Below are 26,149 nucleotides of genomic sequence, written 5' to 3' on the forward strand. Positions count from 1 at the left end.
TACCATGGACGGGGAATACCGATTTACCTCCCCAAAATTATGATTTCCTACCTGTGTGGTGCTTTAGCTAATTTCTACGTTTATTTCAGATTTGCAGAGCTCAGGAATTGCGTGAGCAGAATCAATGTGGCGTGCAGGGTATCCTGTGCTGTTTGCAATCAGAGATGATCTATTTAAACCAATTATTACTTAATAAAGAGCTGTATGTATTTATTTAACACAATCAGAGCGGTAATACTCGCTTTACTTTTTACAATCCCCGTTTTCGCGCAGGAAACACACACTTTCGCCCTTGGTGATGATGCTTTTTTACTTGATGGTAAACCATTCCAAATGATCAGTGGTGAAATTCATTATCCGAGGATTCCACGAGAAGCCTGGCGGTCAAGGATGAAGATGGCAAAGGCAATGGGGCTTAATACCATCGGAACTTATGTATTCTGGAACCTTCACGAACCCCAAAAGGGTATCTTCGACTTTAAAGGCAATAATGATGTGGCCGAATTTGTCAGAATAGCTAAGGAAGAAGGTTTGTGGGTTATTTTAAGGCCAAGCCCATATGTATGCGCAGAATGGGAATTTGGTGGTTATCCCTATTGGCTGGAAAACGAAAAAGGACTTGTGGTGCGGAGTAAGGACCCGCTTTATTTAAAGGAGTATGAAAAATACATCATGGAGGTTGGCAAGCAGCTGGCACCATTACAGGTTAACCACGGTGGCAATATATTAATGGTCCAGATTGAGAATGAGTATGGCTCTTACGGCAGCGATAAGGAATATCTTTCGATCAATCAGAAATTATTTATAAAAGCTGGTTTCGACGGACTGTTATATACCTGTGACCCTGCAGCTGACCTGACCAATGGTTATCTTCCGGGCCTGTTGCCGGCAGTTAACGGGCTTGATAACCCTGAACAGGTGAAGAAACTGATCGCAGATCATCATAACGGCAAAGGGCCTTATTATATCGCTGAATGGTATCCCGCCTGGTTCGACTGGTGGGGAGCTCCTCATCATACCGTGCCGGCAGCTCGATTTACGGGTAAATTAGACTCGGTACTTGCCGCCGGAATATCCATTAATATGTATATGTTTCACGGCGGTACAACACGCGGTTTTATGAACGGCGCGAATTTTAAGGATGAAACCCCTTATGAACCGCAGATTAGTAGTTATGACTATGATGCCCCTCTGGATGAGGCAGGCAATGCCACAGCGAAATTCCATGCATTTCGATCCGTTATTCAAAAGCACCTGCCTGCCGGAACAACGCTACCACCTGTTCCCAATCCTAAACCAGCCATACGGATACCAACTATAAAACTTGGGCTTACGGCAGCATTAACGGGGAATCTTTCTAAGGGAACTTATCACGATAGTCCCCTCACTTTCGAGGAACTCCTGCAGGATTATGGATTTGTACTTTACAGAACTACACTAACCGGCGGTATTAAAGGCACATTGAAAATCAAAGAGCTGCGCGATTATGCATTGATCATGGTTAATGGTAAGCAGATCGCTACGCTTGACCGCCGTTTGAACCAGGATAGTTTAAATATAAGTCTTCCACAAGGGAAGGTCGTATTGGATATTCTGGTAGAAAATCTTGGACGGATTAATTTCGGGAAATACTTATTGCAAAACCGTAAAGGAATAACGGGGTACGTAAGCTTTAACAATCGAAAAATTAAAGGCTGGACAATGTACCGCTTTCCTTTCAACGATCTGTCAAAAATCAAATACCAGTCAACCATCAAGGCCGGAAATACGCCTGTTATTAAAAAGGGCACGTTCAACCTCACTGCTATTGGCGATACCTACCTTGATATGCGTAAGTGGGGGAAAGGAATGGTATGGGTGAATGGCCATAACCTGGGTAAGTATTGGAGCATCGGTCCACAGGAAACGCTTTATCTTCCCGCAGAGTGGTTACGTAAAGGTGTTAATTCGATCGAGGTACTGGAATTACTCCGGCCCAACCAGAACGAAATAACGGGGATCGACCATCCTTTGCTCGATGGAATTGACCATAGCGTACCCGACCATTTGCCGCGTAAGATCGATTAAATTATACCTATTTTTAATTTCACTATATATTTTCACAGGTATAAAAATATACTGAGTTGAGAATATGTACGGGTATGGCTGCACTGCATAAAAAGGCCCTGGCAAGGCATGTCCTTATAAATTTACAAACCTCAAAAAAAATCGTTCATTTGTAATTGATTTTATATCGATTACTCCCTGGCGAGGCCTTGGGATCGGAACCTTTAAAAAAATAACATGAAAAAAATTTTTCGTTACTTATTTTTTTTAATCATACTGATTATCAGGTTTACGGACCTGCATGCACAGGATATGTTCTCCCACTTAGGAATCGAAAAAGGGCTCTCCAATAATTCGGTTAATGCGATATATAAAGATCATTTTGGTTTTATGTGGTTCGGAACAGATGATGGCCTGAATCAATACAATGGTTACAGTTTCCGTATTTACCGGAATAACCCCAATGATAGCTCATCACTTGTCAACAATCAGGTTATTGGTATGGCGGAAGATGGCTCAGGGACGCTTTGGATTGCTACGAAAAGAGGAATAAGCGTGCTGCACAGTTTCCCTTCCAAATTTGTCAAACCAATATTTAAAGCTTATAATGATAGAAAGGCGAGACCTATCGATCAGGAAATTTATGCCATAAAAGGAGGAAATCATGGTGATGTGTTCATCGGCTCATCTGATCTGGGGCTTCTGGTTTACGATAATCACTCCCGGGAAACGCGTCAGGTATCTTTTCAACCCGGTGAAAAAGTGCTGACCCCTTATTCCATCCGTGCCATCCGGCCAGTTCAGGACCGGGCCTGGCTGATCAACCCCGCGAAAGGACTGGCTTATTACGACTACCGTTCAAAGCAGATTTCTTTGGTGAGTAGCAATGGGGATATCCGGAATGCAAATTCCATTGAGGTCGATCAATCGGGAAACCTGTGGATTGGTACAGACCACGGACTTTATCGCTATAACATTTCAGCTAAAAGCTTTAAATGGTATAGTGTAGCCCCCGGTCAACTTCTTGCTCAGCGCATTCTTAGCCTGGCATTTGATCGAAGGAACCGGTTGCTGATCGCGACAGATGGCGGTGGAATTAATATTATGGATACTGAAAAGGAAAGTTTTTCTTATCAGACTGCAGGTGAAAGCCCATCCTCATTGAACAGCAATGCGATAAGTGTTATTTTAAAAGATGAAGAACATCGGATCTGGGTTGGCACACTGCGTGGTGGAATCAATGTCCTGGATCGCAAGCGAAACGAATTCAAGCATATATACCGTAATCCGCTGAGCCAGCAAAGTTTGGTCAGCGATTTTATATTATCCTTCTGCGAAGATCGTGACGGGAAAATCTGGATCGGAACGGATGGCGGAGGAATATCGCTCTGGGACCGGTTGAAGGGTTTTAAAACTTACCGTCATGAAAACGGTAACCCACAATCGCTGACGAGTAACAATGTGACCAGCATTGTAAGAAGCAATAATGATGTGATCTGGATAGCAACATTCGGTGGGGGTATTAACCGTTATAACCCGGGCTCGGGCACATTCAAATATTATCCCTGCGCCAACAGAGTTGCAATAATTTAGACCTGACCAATATACTGATTAGCAAAAATAATTTAGATTTTAAACAGCCGCTATTATTGTACACATGACCATATCTTCCATTCAAATCAATCATTTCAGGAAACGCAAATTTTGCCTTTTACCTATTTTAATATTTTTCGGACTGTTAAACATTAACAGCCCGGCTTTTTGCCAAATCAATGATCATATATTTCCGCCCGCAGACGCCGCTAAAAAATTCATCAGTTTTGATGCTAAGGGTTTCCTGTTAAACGGAAAACGTACTTTTCTGGTTTCGGCAGGCATGGAGTATGCCCGTATCCCTCACGAACTTTGGTATGATCGCCTCCTTCGCTTGAAAAGAGGTGGCTTTAATTGTGTCGAAGTTTATACGTTTTGGAATTTTCATGAGCCCTTCGAAGGAAAGTTTGACTTTGCGGGAGACCGTGATCTCGATAATTTTTTAAAAATATGTAAACAGCTAGACTTGTATGCCATTGTGAGGGTAGGGCCTTATTATTGTGGTGAGTGGGATAGTGGCGGTTATCCGATATGGCTACGCTTTAAAGATAACCTGCAAGTGCGTTCTCCAAATGCACCTTTCGAAAAATATATGGATCGGTTTCTTGATAATTTGATGCCTATTGTCAGCCGTCAGCAAATCCATCTTGGTGGCCCGGTTATATTGGTCCAACTGGAAAATGAGCATCCTTTATCATGGGGAACCAATATACCGAATACCTATTTTAAACATCTACAGGAAAAAGCATTAGCACTGGGCCTGCAGGTACCATATTTTTTCAGCGGCCTCAATCATGGTGGCGACCCGGCCGGAAATAAGGTTTCATTGGACGACCCCAAACGGCCAAGCCCGTGGTTTACAACCGAGTTCTGGAGTGTTTGGTATGATCGTTATGGTTCTACTAAAGCTGACGCAGATACTTTTGGCAGACGAACCTGGAAAATTATTGCTCGCGGTGGCAATGGTTATAATTACTATATGGCCCATGGCGGTACCAATTTCGATTACAGCTTCAGTCATGAAGATGCGGCCTGTTATGATTATGGCGCTGCTGTAGGCCAAACCGGCGATTTGAGGCCTATTTATTATCAGTTTAAACGAAATGGTCTCTTTGCACGTAGTTTTGAACAGATCCTAGAGAACAGTACGGCCGGCCCGGTTCAACAACTTAAGGGTATTGGCAGCAGCTATACGATCAACTCACGCATAAGCACTGCCGGTACCATTTCATTTATCGACAATTATGGTAAAGGAATATTGCCTTATTCAGGTCAGGGACTGGCAGGTGCTAAAGGAAATTTTACAATCAATCTGGAGCCTGGTGAGATTTTGCCGGTTGTCCAAAATTTCAATCTGACAGAAAAGGTAACCCTGCTGGGTGCCTATACGCGGGTGCTGGGTATCGCCCGGAATGGAAAAACCACTACGCTTGTTGTATATGGTCTCCCAGGCTCACAAGGCTCCTTAAGTTTGCGCATAACAGGCCAAACCAAAAGCGTTGGCCCCTTAAAACACCTTTCCAATGGAAAATTACATAATATTCAGTTAAGCTATGGCAAAGATGCACCGCTTGTGCAGGATTTAATTACGGGTGGGCAAACGCTGCGCATATTGGCACTGAGCACCGAACTGGCAGACCGTTCCTGGTTTGTAGAAGAAAAAAAACAGCAATTTGTGGTGGTTGGGCCGGAATATGTAGCTGATTTTCATATTTCAACCAATCAAGCCATCACGCTAAACACCGAGTATTTCTGGAAGGAAAATAAAAAATTCCCGGTTTGGGTATTCGGCGATCAATTAAAAAAACATATCGTTCCCTCCAGAAATCTGATCTCCAGACCAAATGCAGTGCTTAATAATAACTGGTTAGCAAAATCGGCTTCAGCAGCAGCCTTACCTGATTTTGATGATCGCGAATGGCTGGCAAGCGATAAACCCCTTGAAATGGGAGCCGATAAAGATATTTCTGCCAATGCCTGGTACAGAACACATATTAAAATCCAAAAAAGTGGCCGCTACAAACTCAACATCAGTAGCGGTGTTGGTCGCTACATTGTGTTTGTTGATGGTAAACGCGTTACAGCTGGTTATAGTGATCAACTTCAATTTGATGTCGAAACCGGTGACCATATGCTTGCGATTTATACCGCACACGATGGCCGGGATAAGCTTTATAACTTTATTGGTTATCTCAGTGAGGTTGACAAGAAAGGCATTGCGGGCGAAGTCATTATGCTTCGGGGGGCACCCGGACTCGTTGATAACTGGAAGATGGTTAAACTTGCCGGCGAACGCCATGACGAAAACCAGCCTGTTCCTGATTTTACAAATGCCGAAAGCTATAAAATTGGAGATGATCCCTTCAGTCAAAAGGCTGGCTTCGCCTGGTTTCAGGCCATAATCCCTATAAAAGATGGTCGTGTGCCGACAGAATTCCGGTTTCGGAGTGTTGATGACAAGGCCGTTGTGTTTATTAACGGTAAGCCCGTAGCCAGGGCAGGTGACTGGAATAAACCTTTTACAGCGGTTTATCAGAATGACGGCACCAATAAACCGATTGTGCTTTCCGTATTCCTGGAGAACCATTATGGAGCCGGGGGCATTGATAAGCCGGTAGAGATCATTTATAACGATGACCTCAAATTGAAAGGTTGGAAAATGAAAGGCGGTCCTGGTGATATGCTTTCTGCTGATGGCTGGTCAGAAGTCGAATCAACAGAAAAATTTAACCGTCCTTACTTTTATAAAAATACTTTCCGGCTGGAAAAAACAAAGCCCAATAACCATCCCATGTGGCGCATTTCTTTTGAAGGATTAAGCCATGGGTTTGTCTTTATTAATGGCCATAACATAGGAGGTTATCCGGAACGTGTACCCGTTAACGGACTTTATATCCCCGAATGCTGGTTAAAAGCAGGTGATAATACGGTAATTATTTATGATCAATATGGTAACCGGCCAGATGCTGTACGTATTACACCGGAAAATGCCGCCAGCCGGGAAACCGCTACCATCAGGATCAAGTGACGTTTGTGAAAAAAATAATCTCCCTGACAAATGAAAACGCAAATGTGGTAGTTATGCAGTGGTGGTTGGTGATCTCGATGTGGTGGCGCTGGATATCAATAATAGAAGAATTATTTTTTTGGATTGCATCTTGTTGATTGTCAGAAAAATGAATGCAAATGGTTAATAAAGTCTTTATTTTTTTAAATAATTTTAAATCCTTTTTTTGGATTTGGGAAAAAGAATACTACATTTGCAATCCCAAAAGGGGGTGCCATAGCTCAGTCGGTAGAGCAAAGGACTGAAAATCCTTGTGTCCCTGGTTCGAATCCAGGTGGCACCACTTATAAAACAAAAGCCTTACAGAAATGTAAGGCTTTTTTGGTTTTTGAGTATGTTTATTTAGGTCTCTACATGATATTCATTGTGTTTTTCGGCTATTTCTTTAACCTTATCTAAAGCTTTTGGCCAGGTTTTTTCGAAATAATCTCTCCACTCATCGTTAATATCCATATCAATAAGGAGTTCTGTTTTGCCATCTTTTTCACTGAGGGTATAATTCTCGAGTGTTTCGCCCCAATCCCCGCTTAAGTCTTCCTTACCATCTTTTATTTCGCCCAGGTGTTGGATAGACATGTACCGGTTAGGGATATTTTCTTTAATAACCGCTACCATTCCATCTCCATTATTACCTAGAAACAGGGCCTTGCTTCCTTTTTTCCAATCGGTTTCTACTCGCGATCCTTCCATAAAAGCAGCTGTCCACTTAGGGTAGGTTTCCACGCCAAAAAGCGCATCCCAAACTTTTTCTGCTGTGGCGTTAATTGTGGTTTTAAATTCGATCTTTTTCATGGTTCTTAGATTTTTAAATCAAATAATTAAGTATAACAAATTTGCAGCGAATTTGATTGACTTAAGCGGTGCAAAGGCGACAATTTGTGGGGGCATAAGGACTATGACCCGAATGTTGGTTTAATCTAATTATGTTAAAATTTATTAAATATCTCAGCGAAAAGTAATTTAATCGGTAGATTTACGTAATTGACCGATACATATGTTCAAGAGCACAATATTTTGAATTAAATTTAGTTTGTTGGTAGACAAAAGTTTCTTTCCGAACAACTTAACTATTGCCCAATACGTATATAAAAGATAATGTTATCATAATTTAAATGAGAAATAAGATATTCCTTTACCTGGCTGCGCTGGGTTTTTTAAGCTTTGGGGTCATTACTGGCTGCAAAAAGAGTAATCCTGTGCCTGAAGAGCCCGTATCTCCGCCAGTTGTGACAACACCTAGCGGAACGCGGGAAGAATTGACTAAAGATTCTATTTTTTTATACGGTAAAGAACTTTATTACTGGAATACTTCGCTGCCAACTTATGAGGTGTTTAATCCACGTGCATTTAGTTCGAATGAAGCTGAGTTATATGCCATGACCCAATATTCATTGGATCCGGCAACAGGAAAACCATATGAATTTGTAAGCACTTCTTATGGCGAGCCTAAATATTCGTTTTTCGATTATACGGCAGCTACATCGGGGAAAACAGGTGCACTTAAAGCTGATGTAAATGGCTCGGCCAATGACTACGGTTTTTCTGTTCAGTATCAGTATAATAGCACTACCGATTTAAGGGTAAAATATGTTTACCCTAACTCACCGGCAGCAGTTCAGGGCTTAACACGTGGTTGCAGGATAACCAGTGTAAATGGAAGGACGGATCTGACCTATCCTGGTGCGATTAATTTTTTAAATAATGCCATTTTTGGTACAAATGCAAATGTGACTTTGGCTTTTAATGATATTGATGGCAATCCAAAAACAGCCGTTATATCAAGCAGCTTATATACGGTTAATCCAATATTGTTTACCCATGTTTATACGGTTGGCACCAAGAAAGTGGGTTACATTGTATTTAATAGCTTTACCAATAATGCCTCTACAGCTATAAATACCGCTTTTTCTAGTTTCGCTACCCAGGGGGTAAGTGAATTGATTATTGATTTACGCTATAACGGTGGTGGTTATGTTTCAACAGCTACCCAGATGATTAATTTAGCCGCACCAGCAGGAGAAACAGGGAATACGATGTTTACTTCTTATTACAATGCTTATTTGCAATCGATCACGACTGCGCAGCGCAAAGCTTCCGTTTTGGCACACCAGCCATTGTTAGATGATGCAGGTAAATTACAAACCTTTACCACGGGTGTAAACGGAAAGTATGCCACTTATGCCGATTTAAATTATTCGCCTACAGCCGCTGATAATATTGAGAAATTTGCAAAATCAGGTAGTTTAAACTTAAACAGGGTTTATTTTATCGTAACGGGATCTACTGCATCTGCAAGCGAATTAACCATTAACAGTTTGAAACCGGTAATGGATGTAAAGCTAATTGGCAGAACAACCTATGGTAAACCTGTTGGTTTCTTTCCGATCAGAATAGATAAGGTGGATATGTATATTCCCGAATTTGAAACCAAAAATAAACTCGGAGTTGGTGGCTACTATTCTGGTTTGACGGTTGATAAAGAATCAGCAGAAGACTTAAGCAAAGCGTGGGGAGATGAAACAGAGACCTTACTGGCTTATGCATTGTTGTATGCCAAAAACGGTAATTTTGTGACCACAGCAGCGAAAACTGCTAGCTTGAGTACCACTACAACAGCACTGCCGCCAAAACTATCGGTCGCAGAACTGAGGGCACTGGATGAAAAACTGGATCCTAAAGGAATTAAAGGAATGATTATGACACCTGATAAAAGATTTTAATCAAGCTTTTTAACAAAAATGCCCGCTTAACATGTTTGTTAAGCGGGCATTTTTATTTGTGGTGCTATTTACAATAATATTTTACTGCTGATATCTTTGTTAATGGTAATGTAACCTGGATATTTAACAGGCGTATTGCCCAGCATAAAGGTTGGCTTTATTTTAATGGTTAATAAACCTAGTTTTTCATCTTTTGAAGAAGATCCTTTTTGAGCAGCTTTGATAATATCGTTAAAAACGTTTCCGTTAGATACTAATCCATAAATATTGCTTACCAGCTGCACCGGAACAGTAACCGTTTGACCTTGTGCAATACTTACATTTTGATTAACGATTCCTTCTGCCAGATCGGTGTTATTAACCAATATTTTATATTCGAACTGGTTGATGGCTGCTAAATTGCCTGATGGGTTGGTTATTTCTAAATTCAGATTGGCCCTAAGTGGAATGTCTTTTCTTAGCAGGCCAAGGGCAACCCCAGGTAAACTGGTTAAGCTAAAACTTTGCTGGTCCATTAATTTTTTAACGTCTGTGCCCGCAATCGATACCTGTTGTACACCTGTAATTTTATAAGTGCAGTCTTCCAAGGCTTTTATCTGCTGGGCCTGCCTGTTTATTCCGCAGCCGAAAAGGCCAACAGTTAAAAGGCATACTAATAATCCATGTTTCATTTTATGTGTGTTAGGTGATTGTATAAGTACCCAAAAATTTGGATATTGATATACTGCAAACATAACGCCAAAATAATAAATCTATTTCAGAACGCTTAGGTTAATTCAAACTGATTAGTTTCAAAGTTTGGTTAATCGGGTAATTGTTTAAATCGGTTAACTGAAGATCAAATCATAACAATTTAACAGTCTATCAATTTAAACAATTAACCTAACCGCGCAAGAATTAACCTAAACCATTAACTTTACAAAAAAAATAAAAAACATGGCCATTACCATCCGAAAGATAACTGCCGCAGATAATAAGGCTACGGCTGAAATGATCAGGACGATTTTAAGAGAATTTAAAATAGACAAGCCGGGTACGGTTTATACTGATCCGACAACCGATGAGCTGTCTACAGTTTTCGAACACCCTCAATCGGCTTACTGGCTGGCCCAAGAGGATGGCGTTATTATTGGCGGCTGTGGCATTTATCCAACCGAAGGTTTGCCGGATGGTTGTGTTGAGCTGGTTAAATTGTATACCTCAGCATCTTCACGCGGAAAAGGTATCGGCAAAATGCTCATGGAAAAAAGTATAGAATCGGCCCAGCATTTTGGCTATAATGAGATTTACCTGGAATCGTTTCCTGAACTTACCCGGGCAATTGCTATGTACGAAAAAGCAGGGTTTAAAAAACTCACTGCACCACTCGGTAATTCAGGGCATTTTGCCTGTAATGTTTGGATGCTGCTAGTGCTTTAGTTTTTTGATGGTGTAATATCGTCGAAATGATAACTGTTTCTCATGGATATGGCTAATGGCGCAGAACCCTGTCCATTTTCCATCTTACATTTTCCATCATCATCACCTACTCTTTAAGATTTATTAATATTAAAGGAATATTGGGCCGCTAGCTTTGCTTTTTATAAAGCGGCATCCTTTGAGCAATTCATTACTTTCATCTTTACAGCACGGAAACCATCAGGCTATGGAAGAAATCTATCGTAGCTATTGGGAAGATGTTTTTGATATTGCCCTCAAAAAAACCGGAGATGAAGCCGTCGCACAGGATATTACGCAGGAAATTTTCATTTCCCTCTGGGAAAACCGGGCGGCAATTAACTTATCGGGAAGTCTGGGCGCTTACCTGCATGGTGCTGTAAAATACAAAGTGATTAATTATTTCAGGTCGGGGAGCGTTAAAGAGCAGCACCAAACTGCACTTATAACACTTATGGATGAACAACATACGGCTGCCGCAGATGATCAGCTGATTTTAAAAGAGCTGCACTTAGAGGTAGACGCGGCTATAGCGCTCTTGCCAGAGAAAATGCAACTGGTATTTTCAATGAGCCGGAAACAGGAGAAATCCATTAAAGAAATCGCCTCAGAACTTGATGTTTCGGTACAAACGGTAAAAAACCAGATCTCTGCTGCCCTGAAACTGCTTAAAAAAAGCCTTTCCTATATCCTGCTCATCGCGGCTTTGATTGGCTTAACATAAAGTTAATTTATAGATAACATTTTTGGTTAGTACCCATCTGCTTTTCAACTGACATGTATTTAAATGACAGAAGAACAGGCAAAGGAGCTGCTGCAGAAATATCTCGATAAGCAGGCAAATCCGAAAGAGCAAAAAATAGTTGAAGCGTGGTATGAAACGCTCAGTCAGGAAAATATTGAACTTAATGCAGAGCGGAAAGCAGCAATAGGGGAACAAATGTTTGTTCACCTTAAAGCCGCTATGTACAAAAAAACAGGCAAGGTACTCAAGCTTAGCCCTTTTATTAGGATAGCCGCCGCAGTATTGGTTCTTATTACATTGGGTTTAACCATCTGGAAGCTCAGTGCGCCGGTAAAATTTATTGAAGGTCAGCTTACCGTAATTACCAAAGCGGCAGAGCGAAAACGCATTACCTTATCAGATGGTTCGGTGGTTTTGTTGGGTCCTTCTGCAAAACTCATTTATCCCAAAGTATTTGCCTCAAACAGCCGCCAGATCGAACTAAAAGAAGGTGAAGCTTTTTTTGATATTGTCCATCAGGCGAAAAGACCATTTACGGTACATACCGCATCAGGTATAAATATCAAAGTGCTGGGTACTTCATTTAAGGTGAAGTCTTACCAGGCCAGTAAACAGATCGAAGTTGCCGTAGTTACCGGAAAGGTTGCCGTGAGCAATAAAAAAGGAAATCTGGCTACGCTCATCAAAGATGAGTGTTTAACCTATGATAAAAATGCGGGCAGTGCTGCAGTCAGTAAAATTAAAGCAGCTGCCTTTGTTGAACTTGCTTTTGACGGCGCAACTTTAGAACAGGTAATCAGTAAACTTCAATACGTGTTCAGTATTAAAATTTTACTGGGCGATACCGCTTTAGGCAAACTTAAAAGTACAGCCGTTTTTACCAGCAGGCAATCGCCGGAAGAGATTTTGGACATTATCTGCAGCCTCCACCACCTAAAATTCAATGCATCAAAAAATCATAAAACATTTAATATATACAGATGAGATAAAGGTATGATATAGCAATCATCTGCGGTACCGGTTAGATCGGTCATCGTAATCTTTCTTTCTGACCATAGGCGTCAGCATAATTAAAGCTTTACAAATAAATAAAATCAAACAAATTAAACAATGAAAACTACCTCCCATAAGAGGACACCAGCTCTTTATAAGATCATGAAATACTCATGTTTAACATTTTCAATCCTCTGCATATTTTGCAGCTCAATATTGGCTTCTGCTGGTATGGCGCAAAAGTTAGAGAAGACAACGGTTAGTATTACGATTAACAAAGGCCGTAAAATAACCGAAATTATCAAAGAAATCGAGTCGCGCACTGGATTAAGCTTTGTATACAATCCCGACCAGCTACAACAGAAAAATATGTTTGTAAGTGGCGATTTCACCACTGAACCCGTAAGGTCATTGCTGGATAGGCTGGGCTTGCAGGTTTTAGAAAAGGGCGGTTATGTCATATTAAATAATGCCGTTTTTAACAAACCCGACCGTATTATTACCGGGATAGTAAAAGACTCGACAGGTGTAACTTTACCGGGTGTTTCGGTTAAAGTACTGGGTACACAAAGCGGAACCATAACTGATGGTAATGGTGCTTACCGTATTGAGGTGGGCGCTGATGCTATACTTTCATTTTCGATGATCGGTTACCGTACTAAAGAAGTAAAAGTTGGCGAAAACCAGGTAATCAATATGGTGTTGAGCGAAGAACGTTCTACGCTTGCCGATGTAGTGGTGGTAGGTTACGGTACGCAGAAAAAGGAAACCTTAACGGGTGCAATTACCATTGTGGGACTGGATAAACTTTCTTCCCGCTCACTGAATAGTGTAGGAGAGGTGCTGGCAGGAAAATCACCTGGGGTAATTGTAACCAATGAGGGTGGCGATCCAACGGCTACACCTCGCATCAACATTCGCGGTGCCGGAGGTATCAACGGAGAAAGTGTACTTTATGTAATTGATGGGTCTATTTTTCTGGGTGTGCCACAGCTTAACCCCAATGATATTGAATCGATTTCTGTGCTAAAGGATGGGGCGAGCGCAATTTATGGGGCAAGGGCGTCAGGTGGGGTAATATTGATTACCACCAAAAAAGGTAAAAGCGGTAAAATGCAGATCAGTTTTGATGCCAAGTTGGGGCAACAAAGCGCATGGCGAAAACTGGAACCATTAAATGCTCAGCAACGGGCACAGGTAGCCGCCACTGCAGCCAAAAACGGAGGTACAACCATATTGCCTGCTTTTGATGCTTCGAAATATCCTGATGGGCAGGTTACCCGCACCAACTGGATGGACGAAGTTTTTAGAAATGGAATGGTACAGGATTACAATGCCGCTATAAACGGTGGCAGTGAAAAATCTAATTATTACCTGAGTTTCAATTACCGTAATGCCGAAGGCATCGTTTTAAACACCCAAACCAAACGCTACAATTTCAGGATCAATACCGAACATGAGGTAACCAACTGGTTAAGAGTAGGCGAAAACCTGTCGTACAGCAGTACCAATGGAAATGGCGCCAATACCAGTAGCGATTATACCGGTGCTTTGCTTTCTGCGATTTATTATCCAACCAATGGTACGCCTTACAATGCCGATGGCAGTTTTGCAGGTTTACCGGGCGGGCAATATGCGGGCGATTATGGTGATATTGTGAACCCTGTTGCCGATTTACAACGCATCGATATCAATAACCCGGTAAATGTGTTGGCGGTTAATCCTTATGTTAATATTAAATTGATCAAAGGTTTAACTTTTAGGTCTAATTTGAGTATCACCAAATCAGATGCCGCATTTAAAAGCTTTACACCCAAAAGACCTGAGGTAGGGAAACCGGTATTGAGCAATAGTTTGCAGGAAAGCAGCGCCGCAGTAACGATTTTCTTGCCGAGCAGGTGTTAAGCTATAAAGCTGCTTTTGGCAGTCATCAGCTCGATCTTACAGGTGGTTATTCTTTTCAGAAAACAAAAAGTAACAGCTTATCAGCTTCGGGAGCAGGTTTTGATGACGAATCGCCGCAATACAGGTATCTGGTAAATGCAACCGTGATACAGCCTTCGGTTAGCGGGATGTCTGAACAGGCACTTTCTTCATTATTTGTTAGGGCCAACTATAACTATAAAGAAAAATACCTGCTCTCGTTAATCGGGCGCCGTGACGGATCATCGCTGCTCAGTAAAAATAACAGGACAAAAAATTACGGATCGGCTTCTGCAGGATGGGTAGTGAGCAAAGAAGACTTTCTTAAGGATGCTTCCTGGCTGAACGAACTGAAACTGAGAGGCAGCTATGGCATATTGGGTAATTTAGCATCGCTTAATGCTTCAGCAGTAAATCCATTATTAAGTGCAACCCAAAGTTATTTCGGGCAGACACCAACGCTGCAAAATGGTTATGTACAAACTGTTCTGGCCAACAAAGATTTAACATGGGCAGAATCAAAACAAACAAACTTTGGTATTGATGTAGCTGTTCTGGGCAGATTAAGCCTGAATGCAGATTATTTTATCAAAGAAACCAATAAAATGATCCTGACGAGATCGTTACCTGGAACAGCTGGTTTAAATACACAAACCATCAATGCCGGGATTGTAAAAGATAAAGGCATAGAACTGGGCTTAACCTACAATAGTGATAAAAACGCGGCATTTACTTATAGCGTAAACGCTACTTTAACCAAGGTTAATAACAAAGTGCAGGAGCTTGCTCCAGGATTGGAAAACATTGCGGTAGGTACCAATTTCCGTAACGAGCTTGCTCCACTTACCATCAGGGTAGGGCAACCATTATACAGTTATTATGTGTTAAAAACCGATGGTATTTTCCAGAGTCAGGCTGAAGCTGATAATTATAAAAATGTGAAAGGAACTAAAATTCAGCCGAATGCAAAAGCGGGTGATTTTAAATTTGTTGATATCAATGGCGACGGATCGATTGATGGAAACGACCGTTATTTCGCAGGCAGCGCTTATCCCGATTTCACTTATGGCCTGAGCTTTAATGCGAGTTATAAAAATTTCGACATTAATATTTTTGCGCAGGGCGTACAGGGGAACAAATTGTTTAATGCCGTAAAACGTACCACGTATAGTGCCAGCGGTCCATCGTATAATAAATTGGTGGGCATCCTGGATGCTTGGTCGCCAGAGAACCCGGGTGGAAAAGTGCCGATCATTTCAACGAGCGATGCCAATGGAAACTTTAATGCTTCCGATTTTTATATCGAAGACGGTTCTTACCTGCGTATCCGTAATGTAACACTGGGTTACAGTTTGCCAAAATCGCTTGCCAATAAATTGAAAACAGGAGGGGTAAGGATTTATGCCACTGCAAATAACCTCTTTACCATTACAAATTATTCTGGTTTCGATCCGGAAATCGGAATGGACAATAACGGACTGGATGTTGGCCGTTATCCACAGGCAAGAAGCTTTATCCTTGGTTTAAGTGTAAATCTATAATCACCAATTATAACAATGAAAACGAATTTAAAATATATGGCATTTGCCGCCCTTGCTTTTTTCTCTTCTTGTACAAAAGAGCTTGATATCGTACCCGAAGGATCTCCATCGGCACAAAATTTCTGGAAAACTAAAGAGGACGCAATAAAAGCAGAAGCGGGCATGTACGAAAATTACAATGCTGAAGACTTTTACGGCCGTGGAATGTTCTGGTTTATCAATGCCAGCGATGATATGGTTACAGGGCGTAACAAACCAGAGGCCGATAACATTAAAAACTTTAACCGTACTTATGTGGGTGGAGGTTATACCGAAACCCAGTGGAGTATGCGTTATGCTATCATTAAACGCGCGAACGATATCATCATCAATGTGCCGGCCATCTCCATGGACGAAGCTTTGAAAAAACAGATCATCGGTGATGCTTATTTTAATGCTGGTTTAGTTTATTTCCAGTTGGCTGCCAACTATGGAAACGATAAAGCAGGAGTTCCGATTGTTAAGCCAGAAAGCGATCCGTCATTGCCTATTGCACGCGCAAAAAATGTAAACGAAAATTACGACTATATCATTTCACTTTTGTTAAAGGCGGCTGATAACCTTCCATTGTTTTCGGCAATGAAACCTGCTGATTATGGCAAAGCACATAAAACCGCCGCATGGGCCTACCTGTCTAAAGTATACCTGTATAAAAAGGATTATGCTAATGCCGCAAAATATGCTGATATGGTTATTACCTCAGGTCAGCATGATTTGGTGAATACAGGTTTTGCAGATGTATTTAAAGCATCAAACAACTGGTCTAAAGAATATATCTGGTCGGTAGTGTGTACACCAAGCGGTGGCGGTACCGGCTGGGGGAGCAAACTTCCGGGGGTAATGTTAACCAATAAAGCTTGGGGAATTTACAATGGCTGGGGTTATTACCTGCCAACCAAAGAGCTTTACGATTCATATGAAACGGGAGATCAGCGCCGTGAAGCCACTATTTTAAAACCTGGCGATAAATTTATATTCTTTGGTGCCGAACGCAGTTTTACCAAAGATGCCGGAGCCACTTCAAATTTCCAGTTTAAAAAATATATGGAGCCATTTTCTTACGCCAACCCCATCCCAACACATGTTAATCCGAACGGAGATAATGGTACTACCGATTTAAATGTGCCTTTAATGCGTTATGCAGAAGTATTGTTAATCAAAGCAGAAGCGGCCATCAACTTAAGTGGAGCTGGTGCAGGCGATACCGAACTAAACAAAATCAGGCTTCGTGCGGGATTGGGTACTAAAACCGGAATGACAATAGATGACCTTAAACGTGAGCGCCGCAACGAACTTGCGGGAGAATGGGCCGACCGCCATAGAGATTTGGTAAGGTGGGGCGATGCGCAGGCAGCTTATGCAAAACCTTTGCATGATTTTGATGGGAGTGTGATCTGGCCAGCCAGAACCTTCAATCCGCAGGTACATGATGTATGGGCAGTACCACAAAGAGAAATTGATAACAGTGCAGGCATAATTAAACAAAACGCAGGATGGTAAATAAAATATGGATAAACTTTGCAGCGCTGGTGATGTTACTGGCGCTGCAGAGCGCATCTGCGCAAATTAAAATGAACCCCAATCGCGGGCATAGCCATAACGATTACAAACAGGACATCCCTCTTCTAACAGCGTATTATGCCGGAATGGGCGCTATAGAAGCAGATGTTTTTTACCGCGATGGGGAGTTGTTCGTTGCTCATGAAAGCAGCGAAATTAAGTCCGGTAAAACCTTAAAGAAGCTATACATCGATCCACTCGTGGCCTTTTTTAAGGAAAATGCAAACCATCCTTATCCCGATCCAAAACAAAAACTGCAACTGGTAATCGATATCAAAGCAGATTACCAGCATGTAATTGCAAAATTATTGACTGACCTGAAAGGTTTGGAGCCTGTTTTCGATCAACAGGTCAATCCATCAGCAATTAAAATTGTATTGAGCGGAGATGTTCCGCCAGCCGAAAAGTTTGCAGATTATCCATCAATCATCAGTTTTGATGGCCGTCCGGGAAATAACTATACCAGCGATCAACTGCAACACATCGGTATGATCAGTGATGATATTTCGCATTACTCGGTATGGAATGGAAAAGGAACACCAACGCCAACCGACCTGGAGAAGATGAAAGCCGTAATTGCCAAGGTACATGCCCAGGGTAAATCTTTCCGCTTTTGGGCAACCAAAGATAGTCCGAACAGCTGGAAAGAACTGGAGCACATGGGTGTTGATTGGATTGGCACGGATCATCCGGCATTGTTGAAAGATTTTTATCAGAACAGGGCCAAACTGGAGTACATAAATGATAAAGGTTATACACCTTACCAGCCAACCTATAAAAGCGATGCACTAAAAACAAAAGTTAAAAATGTTATCCTTTTAATTGGCGATGGCATGGGGCTGGCCCAGATACAGGCCGGCTTGAGCGCCAATTTTGGTCAATCCAATATGATTCAGATCAGGCATATCGGTTTTTCACGTACAGAGGCTTCCAACTCAGATTTTACTGATTCTGCTGCTGGTGCAACGGCCATGGCTACGGGACATAAAACCAATAACCGCTATATCAGTGTCGATTCTACCGGTAAATTACTGGCGGCTATTCCAGATATTTTAGCAACTTATGGCATTAAAAGCGGAATCATCAGCAGTGGAGATATTACCGATGCTACACCTGCAGCATTTTACGCCCATCAGGTTGAGCGTACCATGACCCACGAAATTGCAGCCGATTTTCTGAATGGCCATGTTGATGTTCTGGTAGGATCTAAACGTAAAAGTTTTACCGAAAATCCAGATCAAAAGCTAATGGACAAAATTTTGGCTAAAGGTTATGTTTTTCAGCAAAACTTAAAAAGCTTTGTTGCATCAAATGCGGATAAGCAAGTGGTACTTTTAGACGATTCGGCTACGCGGAAAATACTGGAAGGCAGGAGGGAGATGTTGAAGACTTCGTTCTTAAAAACAATTGAATTGCTTTCGAAAAATAAAAAAGGATTTTTCATGATGGCTGAAGGCGCACAGATTGATCATGGCGGGCATGCCAACGATCTGCCTTTTGCAGTAACCGAACAGCAGGATTTCGACCGTTTGGTTGGCGAAGCCTTAAAGTTTGCCGATCAGGATGGCGAAACATTAGTTGTGGTAACTGCCGATCATGAAACCGGTGGACTGTCGCTCCTGGATGCCTCTTATAGAAAAGGAGCAGTTCGTGGTCATTTCAGTACAGATGATCATACCAATATTATGGTACCTGTATTTGCTTATGGCCCAGGCTCGGATGCTTTTATGGGTGTGTACCCCAACAATCAGATTTTTCATAAAATCATCCAGGCTTACCGCTTAGCAAAATGATAGTCAATTAAAGGATCAAATAAATCCTGACAAAGACCTTGTTTAGCAGCAAGCTCAAAGATGCTGTCATCGTTTGTATTTTGTGAAGATTAAACTTTAATTCGTAGATACCCTCATCAAGTAGTCGTCATTTCGAGCGAAGTCGAGGAATCTATATAGATCTCTCCATTCCACTGCGCTTCAGTCGAGATGACGACGTTTTTTATTGAAGCTGTCATCCCGGGCCTGTCGAAGGACAAACATTATTTGTTTTCGACTATAAAGGTCTTCGATAGGCTCAGTCCGACAGTATCATATTTGCATATAATATTTTATTATTTAATTCTTCCCAACCCTGTTTTCTTCATCAGCTGTTCCGGTGTTTCTGCTGCGGGCAGTTTTAATTTTCATGTTCCCGAATTTGTAGGTGAAACTTAAATTTACCCTACGGCTTTCCCATTCGTTTTGCCAATAGGTTTTAATGTTATTGTATTCCAGATTGGCCCTGAATTTATTCGTATTAAAAATATCGTTTACTTTTAAAGCCAGTGTGGCGTTTTTGTTCCAGAATGATTTTTTAACACCGATATTTAACTGATAACTCTCCAAACTGTGGAACAGGCCCGAAACGGATGGAGAATCGTAGTAAGCATAGGTAGTTATGCTGTAGTTTTTAGGCAGGGTGAAGGTATTATCCATCATTACCGACCAGTTCCAAGAGAAAGCGTTGTAACCATTGCCCTGCACATCCGATTCGGTTCGGTTAAATCCGGCTGAAACTTCGGTATTGTTGTTCCACCATTTGGTGATGTCGAAAGGGCTCCCGGTAGCCATATAAAAATTGGTGGTGCGGTTCAGGTTTTCTGACCTGGAGATACTTTCTTTGGTGCTATTGTTCTGGTAAACCACTTCCGATATCGATCCGTCACTAACCGAATAACTCAATGTGAGTACCCTGAAGTTTTTAATCGAGTAATTAAATTCAAGACTATTGGCATAGGATGGTTGTAATAATGGATTTCCCTGTATGGCAGTATAGGGATCGGTATAAAAGGTAAAGGGATTTAAACTGCTGTATGAAGGCCTGTTGATGCTTTTGCGGTAAGCAGCGGTAACGAGATTGTTCGAATCGATTTTGAAAGAAACAAAAAGTGTTGGAAAAAGCTTCCAGTATTTTCTGTCTATCAACGTATTGGTTCCTGATGAACGGCCATCGCCCAGGGTCTGTTCTGCCCGTAAACCTGCTTTGATCTGTATATTTTTAAAGCTTTGATCAAGGGAAAGATAAGCGGCATTAATGTTTTCATTGTATAAAAAGGCGTTGGTTCTGCGCGGATCGTTAATCCAGCCGACGGTTTTTAGCGAGTCGAAACGCACATCGCTCTGCGATTTTACCCAGCTACTCTTCCAGCCGGTTTCCATTTTTAATGTTTTTGAAAAATTTAAGCTATAATCGGCCTTGATTGAATAGATAGAAACGTTGCCCATGCCCGCATTGCGCAGGTCGATCGGATTGCCAATCAGCTGGTCATTTGCATCGAGGTAGTTGTTGGTAAAGGTTTCATTTTTGCTGTTACCGTATTGAACATAATCCGCATCAAAACCCAGTTCGCCACCCAATGTATCGGTTTTAAAACGGTAGTTTAAGTTTAGCGCATGGTTTTTTTCGGTATTGCTTTGTGGATTGAACATCGATGTGCCGCCCATTTTTGCTCCTGTTGCGCTATAGTTTACTGAGTTACTGTTTACTTTGGTTTCTGCGGGTGCAGTAAAGCCTTTTACCATTATACCTAAAGTATGTTTTTCATTCATAAAATAATCGGCGCCCGTAGAGTAATTTAAACTCCTGGTTACCGGATGCCAGAAATTAAGCTGGTTATATTGTTCATCGCCAATGGTCCGGTTTAAAGTCAGCCTGTTGTATGAGTTATAGTGCCCGGCATTTAAGCGTACATAGGTGCTCACTTTACCGATGTTATAATTCAGGTTGGTGCCGGCGTAAACTTTTTCATAACGGCCATAACCACCGCCAAGGTTCATGTTTCCGTTAAAGCCCTGCATTTTGTTTCTTTTTAGCTTAATGTTGATGATCCCTGCTGTACCAGCAGCATCGAAAGAAGATGGCGGATTAGAAATCAGCTCAATTTTACTCAATACTGAGCCGGGCAACGATTTGAGGTAAGTGGTTAATTCCATCCCCGTCATATAACTCATCTTGCCATCAATCATTACATTGATTCCTTTTTTGCCTTTCAGCACAATGTTATCGTCTTTATCCAGTTTTACCCCCGGAGACCTGCTGATGACCTCCAGTGCATTATCGCCGGCGGTATTCATCTGTTCTACATTTACAATTACCCGGTCTGCTTTTTGATCAATTACCGGCATTTTCGATACAATGTTTACTTCTTTCAGGTTATTGGAACGGTCGGTTAATATAATTGAAGGAACTTTAATGGCCACATCTTTCACTTCAAAAGCTGAAGATTGGTTTTTCTGGTAGCCCATCATCAATGCTTTAATCAGATAGCGGCCAGATTTAACATTGGTGAATTCGTAAATTCCCTGTTGATTGGTGGCCTGTAATGCAACTGAGGCCGAATCGGGTAAGTGAATTAATGCGACCGAAGCATAATCAAGTGCTTTATTGCTTTTATCGGTAATGGTTCCCGATACCTTAATGGTTTGAGTATAAGCAGATTTAAAGCTAAAAATAAGCAAAGCGAAAAGCGCAGATTTAAATAAAAGGTTCATCATCTTGTTTGTTTTATAATTGACGATTCAAAGATGTAGAGGTTGCATCAGCCTAAAAATTATATAATCCCAAACCCCTGAAATATTATCCCAATCCATTTTCGGATAATAAATGGTGTTGATCCTTAAAATGTACAGGTTGGGATAATTTTTTGAAGGTTTGGAATAAGAAAATAGGCAGTTAAAAAAGCTTTGTATAGTTTTAGGCTATGAAAACAATAAAAATCGTTTCTATCCATATTCTTTGCTGGGTACTTGTTTTAGGTTATTTTTATGGAGGCTATTTAATTGATGGCACAACTTTTACTAAGGCTGCTTTGAGTATCTCTATGAATTTTATACAATTGATAGAGTTCTACATCTGCTATGTATGGGTGTATCCGCGATTTTTGAAAAGAAATAAATTGCCACAGTTAATTGCAGGCATTTTGTTTACTATAGCAGTTTTTATCTCACTTCGTTATTTAATAGAAGAGGTTCTTTATCTAAAATGGCTTGGTTTTCATAATTATAATGATGGCGTAACGGCTTGGGCTTATATATCGGATAACATTTACTGGAGTATTGCCTTTATTGTGGTGCCTGCTGCGGTTTATGGTATCGAGCAGAGCTTTAAATCGGAACAGGTTAACCGAAAACTTAAAGAAGAAGTGGTGAAAGCCGAGCTTTCGTTTTTGAAATCGCAGATCAATCCACACTTTTTATATAATACCTTAAATTATGTTTACTCTTTGGCGATTCCAGTTTCTGATCAACTGGCCAATGCGATTTTACGCTTGTCTGATTTGATGCGCTATACCCTAAACGATAGTCCTGACGGTAAAGTAAGTTTAGACAAGGAAGTAGAATACCTGGAGAGTTATGTGGCATTATTTAAGATGCGCTTTGAACCGAAATTTTATGTCGATTTTACAACCGAAGGCATTGCCGGTCAAAAAATTGCTTCCCTGGTATTGATTCCTTTTGTCGAAAATGCTTTTAAACATGGGGTGGTAAATGACGAGGCACAGCCTGTACGCATTAAACTTAAGGTGCAAAACAAACGTTTAAGTTTTGAGGTAAGCAATAAGATCAGTCATGCCCAGAAAGATCATTCGAGTGGCGTCGGTATGGTGAATATCCACCGCAGGTTGGATTTGATTTATCCCGAAAAACATGAATTGTTGATTTCGAATAATGGAAATACCTATAAAAGCACGTTAATTTTAAATCTGTAATGGATAATTTGTATCATTGGAATTATTACCCGAATCGCTAACCGCCAAACCCTAACCGCCAACCCCTAACCGCCCATTATGATCCGTTGCCTTGCTGTTGATGATGAATCTTACGCCTCAGATATTATTGCTGCTTTCATCAATAAAACCCCCTTTTTAGAATTGGTTGGAACCACTACCAATGCTTTTGAAGCACTTAACCTGGTGCAGGAAGGTAAAGTTGATCTTGTTTTTTTAGATATACAGATGCCAGAACTAACCGGCATTCAGTTTTTGAAAATCTGTGGTGGTAAATGCAAGGTAATCCTGACTACCGCTTATCCCGAATACGCCCTGGAAGGTTTCGATCTTGATGTGGTAGATTATCTGCTTAAACCCATCTCATACGAGCGTTTTTACAAGGCAGCTACTAAAGCGCAGCAGATTTTAATGCCTGTGGCACCTGTTCAGAAAGAAATTGTGGTGCAGCAGGTAACGCAGGGAAATGATTTTATTTTCATCAAAGGCGATACTAAGAACAAGTTTATCAAGGTTAATTACGAAGATATTCTCTACATAGAAGGATTGAAAAACTATGTTTCGGTTTATACCGCTACCCAAAGGATTGTGACCTACCAGGCACTGCGCGAATTGGAAACCGAACTGCCTCAGCCACCTTTTTACCGCATTCATAAATCGTATATCATCTCGATCGAAAAAATTAAAATGATAGATGGGAATACCGTTTATATTAACGATCAGGCAATTCCAATTGGTGAAACCTATAAAGAAGACTTTTTTAAAGTGGTGAGGGAAGGGAAGAAGAACGGTTAATGGTTGAAGAGTGATTGCTAAATTGTTGGGATTCATCTTTATTTGATCATTTTCTAAATGTGCTTAATTCTTTAATGGTGAAAATCTTACTGCATATTTTCTTTAACCATTAAGCAGTTAAGAGTATTAAGGCGGGGTTGATTAATTTGTTAATGGTTTGATTGTTAAATCATTTTCTAATTGTGCTTAATTTCTTAATGGTGAAAATCTTACTGCATATTTTCTTTAACCATTAAGCAGTTAAGAGTATTAATGCGGGGTTGATTAATTTGTTAATGGTTTGATTGTTAAATTCTTGGTGTTTCTCATCGGTTAACCATATCGACTGGTTTTTAACAATTCAACAATAAAGCAATTCAACAATTTATACAGTTAACCGATTACCCTTACAGTGTGCATAAATTCTCCGAATTATTTATCCCGTTTTTTTTAAGTTTGCTGCATAAAGATTAAACCAACATCATCATGCAAGAAACGAATTCGCTAAACCAGGTTGCAGAATTTCACACCACCTTTAAACATCCTATTTTAGAAAGTCCGGTTATTCCTTCAAAACAGAGGGCCAATTTGCGTATTTCGCTTTTAGCTGAAGAACTGAAAGAATTACAGGAAGCCGTAGAAAATGATGATCTGGTAGAAGTAGCCGATGCGCTTTGCGATTTGCAGTATGTTTTGGCCGGTGCCATCCATGAGTTTGGCTTAGGTGGAAAATTTAAGACTTTATTTGATGAAGTTCACCGCTCTAATATGAGCAAAGCCTGCAAAACCATAGAAGAAGCAGAACAAACCATTCAGTTTTACTTAGATAAAGACCAGACCGAATCTTATTACAAAGAAATCGACGGACTGTTTTTGGTGTTCCGGAAATCTGACGATAAGACTTTAAAGTCGATCAACTATTCGCCAGCTGATTTAAAATCACATTTGGTTTAACTCCTAAATAAGCTCGAATTGAAAAGGCTAAAACAGATTGTAAGCGAGCTTAAATTAACACAGGCAGCACCTGATGCAGCTTTAATGCGTGAGTTTATTTTTTACTCACCCAAAATGCCTTTACGCCTGCATCAGGAACAGTTGATAGCAGCATCAAAACAATTTAGTCTTGAGGTTTTTGATACCTTTTTTACCGATGCCGAAGTAACCATTAACTGCTTTAGCTGGGGAAACGGAAAACGTAAAGTATTACTTACGCACGGCTGGGCCTCAAAAGCTTTAGACTTTTATGAGCTGATTACTGAACTCCTGAAAGTAGATGACCTGGAAATTATAGCTTTTGATGCACCCGGTAACGGAAGTTCGATCTCCGAATTCTCCAACCTGATGTTATATGCCGATTCGGTAAAATCTATTGCCTTAAATTATGCGCAGCCCGACGTGCTGATTGGGCATTCCCTTGGCGGTATGGCTAATGTAATTGCTTTACAAGAACTCGACTATAGTCCAGATCTGCTCATTAGCATCGCGCCCTTAATCAGACTGAAAGAAAACTTCGAGCAGAGTCTCGATTCGGTCAACATCGGCTTAATGGATCAGGATATCTTTTTTAGCAACTTTGCCAAAGAGTTCCCCGTTGCTGCAAGCCACTTCAACCTGACTGAATTATATCAGTTAAACCCAGCAATTGATCATTTCCTGGCGTTCGATCCGGCTGATCACATTTCTCCCTATGCATTTCTAAAAGAATTCATGGATAAATATCCTGTAATCCAGGCAAAATCTTTCGACGATGTGGGACATTATAAAATCCTCAGATCGGCAGAGGTAATTGAAGATATTGTGGATAGAATTTCTGCACTTTCAATGTTATAAATCGTACCACGTGGTACATTTTGCATCAGAATGACAGCCTGCCCCGACTTTTCTTATCGTGTAGACACATCTCTGTTAATTTACATTTGTTTTTAGTTCCTTTGTCTAAGGCGATCGTTA

At 41.0% G+C, this 26,149-nt stretch carries 18 protein-coding genes and 1 tRNA gene; 16 read left to right on the plus strand and 3 right to left on the minus strand.

What is annotated here, in order from left to right:
• The first annotated feature begins 204 nt into the window (after positions 1-204).
• The 4 genes from AC04QZ_RS16870 (at position 205) to AC04QZ_RS16885 (ending at position 6,989) form a co-directional block, all read left to right on the plus strand.
• A complete protein-coding gene (locus tag AC04QZ_RS16870) occupies positions 205-2,067 on the plus strand; it encodes a glycoside hydrolase family 35 protein (protein WP_478358730.1) in 1,863 nt (620 codons plus the stop codon).
• 216 nt (positions 2,068-2,283) lie between these two features.
• On the plus strand, positions 2,284-3,639 hold the full coding sequence (locus tag AC04QZ_RS16875) for a ligand-binding sensor domain-containing protein (protein ID WP_478358731.1): 1,356 nt from the start codon (positions 2,284-2,286) through the stop codon (positions 3,637-3,639).
• A gap of 64 nt (positions 3,640-3,703) precedes the next feature.
• Positions 3,704-6,667, plus strand: coding sequence for a beta-galactosidase (locus AC04QZ_RS16880; protein ID WP_478358732.1), 2,964 nt, complete (start codon positions 3,704-3,706; stop codon positions 6,665-6,667).
• A gap of 249 nt (positions 6,668-6,916) precedes the next feature.
• A tRNA-Phe gene (locus AC04QZ_RS16885) sits at positions 6,917-6,989 on the plus strand.
• A 59-nt stretch (positions 6,990-7,048) separates the two neighbouring features.
• Here the strand turns inward: AC04QZ_RS16885 and AC04QZ_RS16890 are convergent.
• A complete protein-coding gene (locus AC04QZ_RS16890; protein ID WP_086545102.1) occupies positions 7,049-7,498 on the minus strand; it encodes an SRPBCC family protein in 450 nt (149 codons plus the stop codon).
• A 320-nt stretch (positions 7,499-7,818) separates the two neighbouring features.
• Between AC04QZ_RS16890 and AC04QZ_RS16895 the strand changes: the two genes are divergently transcribed.
• Positions 7,819-9,426 carry a S41 family peptidase gene (locus AC04QZ_RS16895; RefSeq protein WP_478358733.1) on the plus strand — a complete coding sequence of 536 codons (1,608 nt, stop codon included), beginning with the start codon at positions 7,819-7,821 and terminating at the stop codon, positions 9,424-9,426.
• A 68-nt stretch (positions 9,427-9,494) separates the two neighbouring features.
• On the opposite strand, the gene AC04QZ_RS16900 is transcribed toward AC04QZ_RS16895, so the two are convergent.
• Positions 9,495-10,097 carry a hypothetical protein gene (locus AC04QZ_RS16900; RefSeq protein ID WP_086549243.1) on the minus strand — a complete coding sequence of 201 codons (603 nt, stop codon included), beginning with the start codon at positions 10,095-10,097 and terminating at the stop codon, positions 9,495-9,497.
• Between the two features lie 265 nt (positions 10,098-10,362).
• On the opposite strand from AC04QZ_RS16900, the gene AC04QZ_RS16905 reads away from it, so the two are divergent.
• The 7 genes from AC04QZ_RS16905 to AC04QZ_RS16935 all read left to right on the plus strand — a co-directional run bounded on the left by AC04QZ_RS16905 (position 10,363) and on the right by AC04QZ_RS16935 (position 19,457).
• A complete protein-coding gene (locus tag AC04QZ_RS16905; protein WP_478358734.1) occupies positions 10,363-10,845 on the plus strand; it encodes a GNAT family N-acetyltransferase in 483 nt (160 codons plus the stop codon).
• 226 nt (positions 10,846-11,071) lie between these two features.
• Positions 11,072-11,587 carry an RNA polymerase sigma-70 factor gene (locus AC04QZ_RS16910; protein WP_478358735.1) on the plus strand — a complete coding sequence of 172 codons (516 nt, stop codon included), beginning with the start codon at positions 11,072-11,074 and terminating at the stop codon, positions 11,585-11,587.
• Between the two features lie 63 nt (positions 11,588-11,650).
• Entirely contained in the window at positions 11,651-12,592 is a 942-nt protein-coding gene (locus AC04QZ_RS16915; RefSeq protein WP_478358736.1) for a FecR family protein, read from the plus strand.
• A gap of 171 nt (positions 12,593-12,763) precedes the next feature.
• A complete protein-coding gene (locus tag AC04QZ_RS16920; RefSeq protein ID WP_478358737.1) occupies positions 12,764-14,506 on the plus strand; it encodes a SusC/RagA family TonB-linked outer membrane protein in 1,743 nt (580 codons plus the stop codon).
• Positions 14,500-16,065: a SusC/RagA family TonB-linked outer membrane protein gene (locus tag AC04QZ_RS16925; protein WP_478358738.1), complete on the plus strand. Its 1,566-nt coding sequence runs from the start codon at positions 14,500-14,502 to the stop codon at positions 16,063-16,065. Before AC04QZ_RS16920 ends, AC04QZ_RS16925 begins: the two co-directional genes overlap by 7 nt.
• A gap of 15 nt (positions 16,066-16,080) precedes the next feature.
• Positions 16,081-17,604 (plus strand): RagB/SusD family nutrient uptake outer membrane protein, encoded by a 1,524-nt coding sequence (locus tag AC04QZ_RS16930; protein ID WP_478358739.1) that lies wholly within the window; start codon positions 16,081-16,083, stop codon positions 17,602-17,604.
• The gene (locus tag AC04QZ_RS16935; RefSeq protein WP_478358740.1) at positions 17,598-19,457 is read left to right on the plus strand and encodes an alkaline phosphatase; all 1,860 of its coding nucleotides are present in this window, start codon (positions 17,598-17,600) and stop codon (positions 19,455-19,457) included. Before AC04QZ_RS16930 ends, AC04QZ_RS16935 begins: the two co-directional genes overlap by 7 nt.
• A gap of 318 nt (positions 19,458-19,775) precedes the next feature.
• Here AC04QZ_RS16935 and AC04QZ_RS16940 read toward each other — a convergent pair whose 3' ends face one another.
• Positions 19,776-22,193 (minus strand): outer membrane beta-barrel family protein, encoded by a 2,418-nt coding sequence (locus tag AC04QZ_RS16940; protein ID WP_478358741.1) that lies wholly within the window; start codon positions 22,191-22,193, stop codon positions 19,776-19,778.
• A 206-nt stretch (positions 22,194-22,399) separates the two neighbouring features.
• Here AC04QZ_RS16940 and AC04QZ_RS16945 point away from each other — a divergent pair, with 206 nt between their 5' ends.
• From AC04QZ_RS16945 to AC04QZ_RS16960, 4 genes are all read left to right on the plus strand, one after another.
• On the plus strand, positions 22,400-23,407 hold the full coding sequence (locus tag AC04QZ_RS16945; protein ID WP_478358742.1) for a sensor histidine kinase: 1,008 nt from the start codon (positions 22,400-22,402) through the stop codon (positions 23,405-23,407).
• Between the two features lie 78 nt (positions 23,408-23,485).
• Positions 23,486-24,220 carry a LytR/AlgR family response regulator transcription factor gene (locus AC04QZ_RS16950; protein WP_478358743.1) on the plus strand — a complete coding sequence of 245 codons (735 nt, stop codon included), beginning with the start codon at positions 23,486-23,488 and terminating at the stop codon, positions 24,218-24,220.
• A gap of 465 nt (positions 24,221-24,685) precedes the next feature.
• A complete protein-coding gene (locus AC04QZ_RS16955; RefSeq protein WP_478358744.1) occupies positions 24,686-25,153 on the plus strand; it encodes a pyrophosphohydrolase domain-containing protein in 468 nt (155 codons plus the stop codon).
• 18 nt (positions 25,154-25,171) lie between these two features.
• A complete protein-coding gene (locus AC04QZ_RS16960; RefSeq protein WP_478358745.1) occupies positions 25,172-26,029 on the plus strand; it encodes an alpha/beta fold hydrolase in 858 nt (285 codons plus the stop codon).
• Positions 26,030-26,149 lie beyond the last annotated feature (120 nt).

The sequence above is a fragment of the Pedobacter folensis genome (assembly GCF_056490665.1).

Bases quoted from the DNA above. Each gene is read 5' to 3' on its own strand.
- AC04QZ_RS16870 (WP_478358730.1), top strand. From the start codon at position 205: ATGTATTTATTTAACACAATCAGAGCGGTAATACTCGCTTTACTTTTT.
- AC04QZ_RS16875 (WP_478358731.1), top strand. From the start codon at position 2,284: ATGAAAAAAATTTTTCGTTACTTATTTTTTTTAATCATACTGATTATC.
- AC04QZ_RS16880 (WP_478358732.1), top strand. From the start codon at position 3,704: ATGACCATATCTTCCATTCAAATCAATCATTTCAGGAAACGCAAATTT.
- AC04QZ_RS16890 (WP_086545102.1), bottom strand. From the start codon at position 7,498: ATGAAAAAGATCGAATTTAAAACCACAATTAACGCCACAGCAGAAAAA.
- AC04QZ_RS16895 (WP_478358733.1), top strand. From the start codon at position 7,819: ATGAGAAATAAGATATTCCTTTACCTGGCTGCGCTGGGTTTTTTAAGC.
- AC04QZ_RS16900 (WP_086549243.1), bottom strand. From the start codon at position 10,097: ATGAAACATGGATTATTAGTATGCCTTTTAACTGTTGGCCTTTTCGGC.
- AC04QZ_RS16905 (WP_478358734.1), top strand. From the start codon at position 10,363: ATGGCCATTACCATCCGAAAGATAACTGCCGCAGATAATAAGGCTACG.
- AC04QZ_RS16910 (WP_478358735.1), top strand. From the start codon at position 11,072: ATGGAAGAAATCTATCGTAGCTATTGGGAAGATGTTTTTGATATTGCC.
- AC04QZ_RS16915 (WP_478358736.1), top strand. From the start codon at position 11,651: ATGACAGAAGAACAGGCAAAGGAGCTGCTGCAGAAATATCTCGATAAG.
- AC04QZ_RS16920 (WP_478358737.1), top strand. From the start codon at position 12,764: ATGAAATACTCATGTTTAACATTTTCAATCCTCTGCATATTTTGCAGC.
- AC04QZ_RS16930 (WP_478358739.1), top strand. From the start codon at position 16,081: ATGAAAACGAATTTAAAATATATGGCATTTGCCGCCCTTGCTTTTTTC.
- AC04QZ_RS16935 (WP_478358740.1), top strand. From the start codon at position 17,598: ATGGTAAATAAAATATGGATAAACTTTGCAGCGCTGGTGATGTTACTG.
- AC04QZ_RS16940 (WP_478358741.1), bottom strand. From the start codon at position 22,193: ATGATGAACCTTTTATTTAAATCTGCGCTTTTCGCTTTGCTTATTTTT.
- AC04QZ_RS16945 (WP_478358742.1), top strand. From the start codon at position 22,400: ATGAAAACAATAAAAATCGTTTCTATCCATATTCTTTGCTGGGTACTT.
- AC04QZ_RS16950 (WP_478358743.1), top strand. From the start codon at position 23,486: ATGATCCGTTGCCTTGCTGTTGATGATGAATCTTACGCCTCAGATATT.
- AC04QZ_RS16955 (WP_478358744.1), top strand. From the start codon at position 24,686: ATGCAAGAAACGAATTCGCTAAACCAGGTTGCAGAATTTCACACCACC.